The 7,637-nt window shown below is 70.8% G+C and carries 5 protein-coding genes and 1 riboswitch; of the genes, 3 read left to right on the top strand and 2 right to left on the bottom strand.

Annotated elements, in window-relative coordinates; genetic code table 11:
- Together JW613_RS34780 and JW613_RS34775 are read right to left on the bottom strand one after the other, a co-directional pair.
- Nucleotides 1-2,413, bottom strand: a 2,413-nt coding sequence (locus tag JW613_RS34780) for an ABC transporter permease (RefSeq protein WP_209215193.1), incomplete at its 3' end; no start/stop codon positions are given.
- Nucleotides 2,407-3,144 (bottom strand): ABC transporter ATP-binding protein, encoded by a 738-nt coding sequence (locus JW613_RS34775; protein WP_209215191.1) that lies wholly within the window; start codon nucleotides 3,142-3,144, stop codon nucleotides 2,407-2,409. The genes JW613_RS34780 and JW613_RS34775, both read right to left, overlap by 7 nt.
- Before the next feature lie 199 nt (nucleotides 3,145-3,343).
- On the opposite strand from JW613_RS34775, the gene JW613_RS34770 reads away from it, so the two are divergent.
- The 3 genes from JW613_RS34770 to JW613_RS34760 all read left to right on the top strand — a co-directional run bounded on the left by JW613_RS34770 (nucleotide 3,344) and on the right by JW613_RS34760 (nucleotide 7,630).
- Entirely contained in the window at nucleotides 3,344-3,943 is a 600-nt protein-coding gene (locus JW613_RS34770; protein WP_209215190.1) for a winged helix-turn-helix domain-containing protein, read from the top strand.
- A 522-nt stretch (nucleotides 3,944-4,465) separates the two neighbouring features.
- Nucleotides 4,466-4,641: riboswitch (cyclic di-AMP (ydaO/yuaA leader) on the top strand.
- 4 nt (nucleotides 4,642-4,645) lie between these two features.
- Nucleotides 4,646-5,413: a transglycosylase SLT domain-containing protein gene (locus JW613_RS34765; protein WP_209215188.1), complete on the top strand. Its 768-nt coding sequence runs from the start codon at nucleotides 4,646-4,648 to the stop codon at nucleotides 5,411-5,413.
- A gap of 225 nt (nucleotides 5,414-5,638) precedes the next feature.
- Complete coding sequence (locus JW613_RS34760; protein ID WP_209215187.1) at nucleotides 5,639-7,630, top strand: glycosyltransferase family 2 protein; 1,992 nt, start codon at nucleotides 5,639-5,641, stop codon at nucleotides 7,628-7,630.
- Nucleotides 7,631-7,637: the final 7 nt, after the last annotated feature.

The following is a 7,637-nucleotide window of genomic DNA, read 5'->3' as shown; positions in this document are numbered from 1 at the left end:
AGAGCACGGCTGCCACCGCGCAGACTCCCAGTACGGCGGTGAGCGCCGCCCAGGGGAGCTGGATCGGCGTCCAGACCGACAGCAACGCCAGGGCGGCCCAGATGCCCGCCAGGTTCACTCCGGCGACCGCGGTCCCCAGCACGCCACCGACCGCGACCACCATCAGGGCCTCGGCTGCCACGGTTCGCAGCACCTGCCGGCGGGTGGCGCCGCTCAACCGCAGCAGCGCGAGTTCACGCGCCCGGTCCCACGTCGACATGACCATGGTGTTGGCCAGCGCGACGACCGTGTACAGCAGAGCGATACCGAGGACGACGAGGAAGCCCGCCCGGGTGGTGCGGTCGGTCGCGGGGTAGGTGGCCCGGAGCCATTCCCGCGCGGTGAGCACCCGACCGTCGGACTTGGGTACGGCTCGGCCGAGTTCATCGGCCACCGCGGCGGCGTCGGCCCCGTCCGTGAGCCGTACCTCGACCCGGTCGACCGGCGCGTTGCGGGCGTTGCGCGGGGTGACGTAGGCGCCGTTGTCGCCGGTTCCCGTGGTCATGACCGCGGCGATCCGCAGCGACTTCCTGGTGCCGTCCCCCAGCCAGACCGGCACGCGCTCCCCCACCGTGTGGTGCGCCCACTCCTCGTTGACGATGATCGAGTCGTCGTCGAGATCGCTCACGTCGCCGGCAGCGAGCGGCAGCCGGGTGGTGGCCCGGAGCCGGGCGGGGTCGCCGGCCCGGGCCGGCGACTTGATCAGCGCCACCCCCTCCTCCAGCGTGTAGACGGCGGTGGAGGAGGTCGCGGAGACCTCGGTGCCGGCGACCCGGCGCAGCCGCTGGAGCGTCGCCTGGGCGAAGCCGCCTTCTTCGGTGGGGGTGACGACGAAGTCGGCCGCGGTAGCGGTGCGTTTCTCGGTGGCCTTCGCCGCGTTCAACGTCGCCGTCGCTCCCAGCAGGGAGCCTGCCAGGGCCACCGTGACCAGCACGGGCGCCGCGAGGGCCGCCGTCCGTCCGGCCCGGGTGTCGGCGTTCTGCCGCATCAGCATGCCCACCGCGCCCGGAAGCCGGGCCGGAAGCCAGGCGATCAGCCGGGTCAGCGGGCGGACCAGCAGCGGCGCCAGCAGCGCCACGCCGGTGATCAGCAGCATGGGCCGGGTGACGTACGTCTTGCGGTGCAGCAGGTCGCCGGGGTCGGTGGCCAGGGAAACCGCGAGGGTCCCGGCAGCGGCCAGCAGCAGGGCCGTACCGCACACCGCGCGGCTCATCGGCAGGGCGCGGGACTCCACGGAGGCTTCCCGCAGGGCCTCGGTCGGCGCGGTGCGGCCGGCCCGCCAGGACGCGACGACCGCCCCGCCGAAGGCCACCAGCAGCCCGGTCCAGAAGGCGACGTGGTACGGCCAGATGTGGTGCTGGACGGTGAACCAGGGCGGCGCCAGTTCCTGGTCGACCACCCACCGGGCGAGCATCGGTGCGCCCCGGGCGCCGAGAGCGCAGCCGACTGCCGAAGCTGCGGCACCGACGAGCAGCGCCTCGAAGAGCACCGTGCGGCGGACCTGGGCCGGGGTGGCTCCCGCCATGCGCAGCAGTCCGAACTCGCGGCGGCGCTGGGCGACCGCGAACGCGAAGGTCGAGGCCACCACGAACACCGAGACGAAGGCGGCGACACCGCCCGCCGTGCCGAACATGGCGTTCATCGCTGTGACGGCCTCACTGTCCCGCTCGGGGTCGGGGTCGGCGAACCGGCGGGCGTCGCCGGTGAGGACCCGTACGCCCGCACTGCCGTGTACCGCCGCGCGTACGGCGGCCGGATCGTCGGTGTCGACGACCAGTTGGAGGCTGCGCGGCGCCAGCTCGGCAGCGCGCCGGTCGGTGTAGAAGACGGCCTTCTCGAAGCCGAGCCCTCCCACGACGCCGACGACCCGTACGGCTCCGTCCGCGGTGGGCAGCCGCCGGCCGGGCTGTACCGGCCGACCGCCGCGCCGGGTCCAGTCCTCGCTGACGACCACCTCGTCGTCCGCCCGGGGCTCGCGTCCCTGCTCCAGGTGGTACGGGGCGAATGCGGCGGTGGACCAGGGGTGGCCCACCAGGTCGCCGGGGCCGCCGTCGACCGGGACATCGAACGACCGGTCCTCCACGACGCGCCCCAGCTTCTTCAGCCGCGTCTTGACCCGGTCGGGGACGGTGCGGGGCTGCGCGAGCTCGTGGGTGCGCTCCCCGATCGAGGTGGGCACGCGGAGGGTGTCCGCACCCTTGACGACCACGGGGGCCGCGGCGAATCTCTCCGGCTCGCGCTCCGGCGCCTGCAGTGACGACGCCAGCGCCAGCCCCATGACGGTGAGCAGCCCCACGCCGAGCGCCAGCGCGACGAAGCTGCCGGCGAACCCGGCCCAGCGGGTGCGCAGGGTGGTCAGCGCGATGTTCAGCACGTCACGTCCTCCAGCTGAGCCATCTGCGCGGCGATCTCCTGTGCTGACGCCGCACACAGCTCTCCGTCGACCCGGCCGTCGACGAGGAAGACCACGCGGTCGGCATAGGAGGCGGCGACCGGGTCGTGGGTGACCATGACGGTGGTCCGCCCCTCGTCGCGGACCATGTCGCGCAGCAGCGTGAGGACCTCGCGGCTGGTCTGCGAGTCGAGGGCCCCGGTCGGCTCGTCACCGAAGAGCACCTGGGGGCGGGTGATCAGCGCGCGGGCCAGCGCGACCCGCTGCTGCTGGCCACCGGACAGCTCCGCAGGCCGATGCCGCATCCGCTCCCCGAGCCCGACCCGCTCCAGCACCTCCCGTATCCGGGCGGGGGCCGGTCGACGGCCGGCGAGCCGCAGCGGAAGGGCCACGTTCTGCCCGGCGGTCAGGGACGGCAGCAGATTGAACGCCTGGAAGACGAAGCCGATCTGCCGGCGGCGCAGGAGCGTCAGCCGGGTCTCGCTCAGCCCCGTCAGCTCGGTTCCGCCCACGGCGACCGAACCCGATGTGGGCCGGTCGAGACCGGCGGCGCACTGCAGCAGCGTGGACTTGCCCGAGCCGGAAGGCCCCATGATCGCGGTGAACGTGCCGTGCTGGAAGTCGAGCGAGACCTCGTCGAGGGCGGTGACGGCGCCACCGCCTGTGCCGTACCGGCGGGTGACGTGCCGCAGCTGGACCGCTTCATGAGCCATGTATCCGTCCTGACGTACTCGTGATGGTGGTCGCGCGCACTGCCGCCGCGCGCGTCGGGCGGCAGGGGGGCGGCACCGGGAGATCAGCTTCACGGCAGCGCTGGAGCCGCGAGGCGGTGACAGCATTGCAGAGAAACTTCTGCAGAGGAAGCTCTGCAGAGGAAGCTCTGCAGAGGAACGTCTGCGCTAGGGTCGGCACATGACCGAGCCACCGGAAGAGGACGGCCCCGCCGCCGTCCAGCAGTCGTTTCGCACCGTCAGCGACCCCGCGGCCCTCAAGGCGCTGGCCCACCCGCTGCGCCGCAAGATCCTTCGCCGGCTGGCCACCGAGGGCCCCGCGACGGCCACCGCGCTCGCCGCCGTACTCGGCGAGAACACCGGAACGCTCAGCTACCACCTGCGCCAGCTGGAGCGAGCCGGCTTCATCGAGGACGACCCCGACCACTCGGCGAACGGCCGCGAGCGCTGGTGGCGCGGAGTGCGCGGACTGGACGTGCGGCGCCCGCCCCAGGCCGACCTGTCGGCCGCCGAACGCGCCGTGGTCGGCGAACTGGACCGGCTGCGCATGGAGGAGGACATCGAACTGGTCCACCGCTACGCCCTCCAACCGCCCGAGGAGGAGTGGGGGTGCGGATCACGCAGCACCCTGCATCTCACCCGGGAGGAGGTGCAGCAGTTCCACGACGCGTATCTGGAGCTGCTGCGGCGCTTCCAGCGGCCCCGCGCCGACGCCGGGCCTGGTGCGCGGCCGGTCGCCGTCCGCTGGTTCACCGTTCCACTCGACGACCCGGAGCAGTGACAGCACGGCGCCTACGAGCATCTCGGGAAGCGTCACCGCCTCGGCCGCGAATGCGGCGCACGCGATGAAGACCGCGCGCGGCCGAGGCGGGAGAAGAATGTACGATGGCGCTTAGTAGAAACGCCTACCGGTCGAAACTCCCGCTCTCCCGGGAGCTGTCGGAGGCCCCCTTCATCGGCTTTCAGCTGCAATGTCCGGAAATACAAGACTTGCCGCTCCCGCTCATCCGCTGTGTCGGGAAACACACCGAAACAGCAGAGATACGGGCAAGATCTTCTGCCGGCTCGTCAAGAACCTTTGCCGCGCGAGTTGTTCGGAACACCTCCCCGATTCGCCACTTTACGCTCAGAAAATGATCCACCGCATAGCGTTGATGAATTGCGAGATCATTTTCCGGAAGCGGCCCGCAGGTGAATCGAGCGCCTTGATCCGGGCAATCCATTGTGTTTCCGTGTCCTCGCTCCGGCCTCCGTAAACGGCCGGAGTTCCCATGCCGGGGCGCCGAATCCTGCCGCCCGGCGAGGGAAATTCGCACCAGAACCGCGCGGCAGGAGCGGGGGACCCAGGTAAGTGCCGTGCCGCATCCAGCGGCCCGGCTAGGGGTGAAGCCATGCCCGTAGCGCCCTCGCGCACGGGAATGGCCGGGCCACTCCAGCCCGAATCCGACAGCTCACCTCGCAGGCGCTAGGAGAGGACACCCCCATGTCTCGTGGCCGTCATGCCCGTCATCCGCTCAGCGCCCGCAGCATTTCCCGGCTTTCGATCGTCCTGGTCGCCGGCGGTGCGGGAATCGCCGCTCCCCTGCTGACCGCGGGCAGCGCGCACGCCGCCCCCGCCCCGGCCAAGGTGCAGCAGCAGGCGCAGTCCGCCCAGGCGGCTGCGCAGGCCAAGACCGAGCAGGAGCCCAGCTCCTACACCGTCGTCAGCGGCGACACCCTGTACAAGATCGCCGTGGACCACGACATCAAGGGCGGCTGGTCCACCCTGTACAAGGCCAACAAGGAGACGATCGGCGCCGACGCCGACCTGATCCGCCCCGGTCAGAAGCTGACCCTGGACACCGCCTCCGCGCCCGCCGAGCGGAGCAGCAGCTCCGAGCGGGCCGACCGCAGCTCGGCCGAGCGGACCAGCAGCGTGCACAAGACCCAGTCGACCAACCTGGACGGCTGGATCAACGAGGCGCTGACCATCATGAAGCAGCACGGCATCCCGGGCAGCTACGAGGGCATCCACCGCAACATCATCCGGGAGTCCGGCGGTGACCCGAACGCCATCAACAACTGGGACATCAACGCCCAGAACGGCACTCCGTCCATCGGCCTGCTCCAGGTGATCAAGCCGACCTTCGACGCCTACCACGTCGAGGGCACCGTCCACGACCAGCGCGACCCGGTCGCCAACATCGTCGCGGCCTGCAACTACGCGGCGGACCGCTACGGTTCGATCGACAACGTCAACGGCCCCTACTGAGCCGTACCCCGATCGCGGCGGCTGCCCCTCACCCTCACCGGGTGACGGGCAGCCGCCGCGTCGTTTCCGGGCACGGCGGGCCGCCGACTCGGGGCCGCGCGGCTCCGCGACGCGCCGGCGCGGGCACCGGGCCTGACGCCCGCACCCTCCGCCCGGGAAGGGCCGGGTTCACCCGAACGCCGCCTTCCCCTGGCGCCGATGCGCCCGAATGGCCACCGTCTATCCATGAATGCTGAGAAACATCTGGTAAGTGTCATAACTCCCGCTTACAATGCGCTGCCCTACGTCAAGCGCTGCGTTTCCTCGGTCGCACACCAGTCACTCGGCCCCGGTCGCATCGAGATGATCGTCGTGGACGACGGCTCCACGGACGGCACCGCCGCCGAGCTGGACCGGATGGCCGCCCGGCATCCCCGGCTGCTGCGGGTGATCCACCAGGAGAACTCCGGTGGCCCTTCCGCCCCGCGCAACCTGGCCCTGGACCTCGCCCAGGGCGAGTACGTCTTCTTTCTCGACGCGGACGACTACCTGGCCCCCGAAGCGCTGCAGCGGCTCACCGTGACCGCCGAGGAGAACAGCTCCGATGTGGTACTGGGCAAGATGGCCTCGGTGGGGCGCAGAGTGCCGCGCTCCATGTTCCGGGCGAACCAGCCCGACGCCGACCTGTTCACCTCCCGGGTCTACTGGGCGCTCTCCGCCCAGAAGCTCTTCCGCAAGGAACTGCTCGACCGGCTGCGCCTGCGCTTCGACACGGATCTACGGGTCGGCGAGGACCAGCCCTTCACCGCACTCGCCTACTTGCGCGCACGCCGCATCTCCGTGGTCGCCGACTACGCCTGCTACTACCTCGTGCGGCGCGGCGACGGCCGGCATCTGACGTATACGAACAAGACCGAGCCGACCCTCGACGCGCTCCACCGGGTGTGTGAGCTGCTGCGGAGCGAGCTGGCCCCCGGGCCGCAGCGCGATGCCCTTTTGGAGCGGCACTTCGCGGTGGAGCTGAAGGACGCCTTCAAGTTTCTGGGCACCGAGACGGAAGCGGCAATCCAGCAGCGCGAGTTCGAGCGGATGCGGAGACTCGTCGCCGAGCACGACGGCGATGCGTTCTGGCCCCGGCTGCCCCCGATCCAGCGGCTGCGCTGCCATCTCACCCGGCACGGCGACCTGGCCGAGTTGTTGGCCCACACCTGGTCGGACAACAGCAAGCTGCCGTTTCGTATCCATATCTCTCAAGGAAGAGCACTGGCGCACTATCCACCTGATCGTGACAGCCGTCCCCAAGGCGCCACCGCATTGTTCGACGTGACGGATCACCTCACCCTCACCCACCATGTATCCGCATTCTCCTTCACCGGTAGCCGACTTCGCCTCAGCGGTCGCGCGACGTTGCACAAGAGTGAGCACCACAGCGAGCACCACGAAGAAAGCAGAAAGACGCTGGAGGTCTTCCTCCAGCACCGCGGAGAAGGCACCGAAAGACGCCATGCCGAAATCCGCCTCGCCGAAGACGCCTTCGAGGCGGACCTGGATCTCCTCGGCGGCGACGGGAACGACGCACCACTGGCCGACGGCTTCTGGGACCTGTACCTGCGCCTCACCGTGAACGGACTCAGCAAAACCGTGCGGCTGGGAAACCAGCGCGACCCGAACGCGGGTGCCTGCCCGTTCACCTGCCTGACCGACGACGGCGCCGGAGGAATACGGACAGCCAGAATCTACTGGACGTCCTTCGGTAATCTCAGCCTGCGGCTCCAACACGTACCAGCAGCACAGCTCGGCAAGGAACTGCGCCTCGAACCCGAAGTCGCCGCGTGGCGCGGCCCGGTGCTGCGGATGAGCGGCCGGACGAACCTGCTCGGTCCACCACCGGGGACAGCCCTCCTTCGGCTGGCGACGGCAGACGCCGAGGCCGACTTCCCGCTGGCGCTTGGGGACGACGGCCGGTTCACGGCCGAACTGCCTCTCGGTACCCTGTCCCCGGGCCGGTGGGCGGCCAGGCTGCGGATAGCCGCCGCCAACTGGCACCACGACCTCCCCGTGCGGCAGCCGGCCCTGCCGCACGGCGCGACGCGCTGGCGCCGTGGATGCCTCCCCCGGTACGCCGAGGCCGTGGCCGCCGCCCCGCTCACCCTCCGGGTGGGCCGGGTGCCGCTCCTCCGCGGCGTACTGCGTCTGGTCCGTGCCAGGCGTCGCGGGCTCCTCAAGCGGCACCTGTGACCCACCC

This window comes from Streptomyces smyrnaeus (assembly GCF_017676345.1).
Taxonomy (GTDB): Bacteria; Actinomycetota; Actinomycetes; order Streptomycetales; family Streptomycetaceae; genus Streptomyces; species Streptomyces smyrnaeus.
The sequence above is the reverse complement of the archived record's forward strand: the minus strand, read 5'-3'. Positions and strand labels throughout refer to the sequence as shown.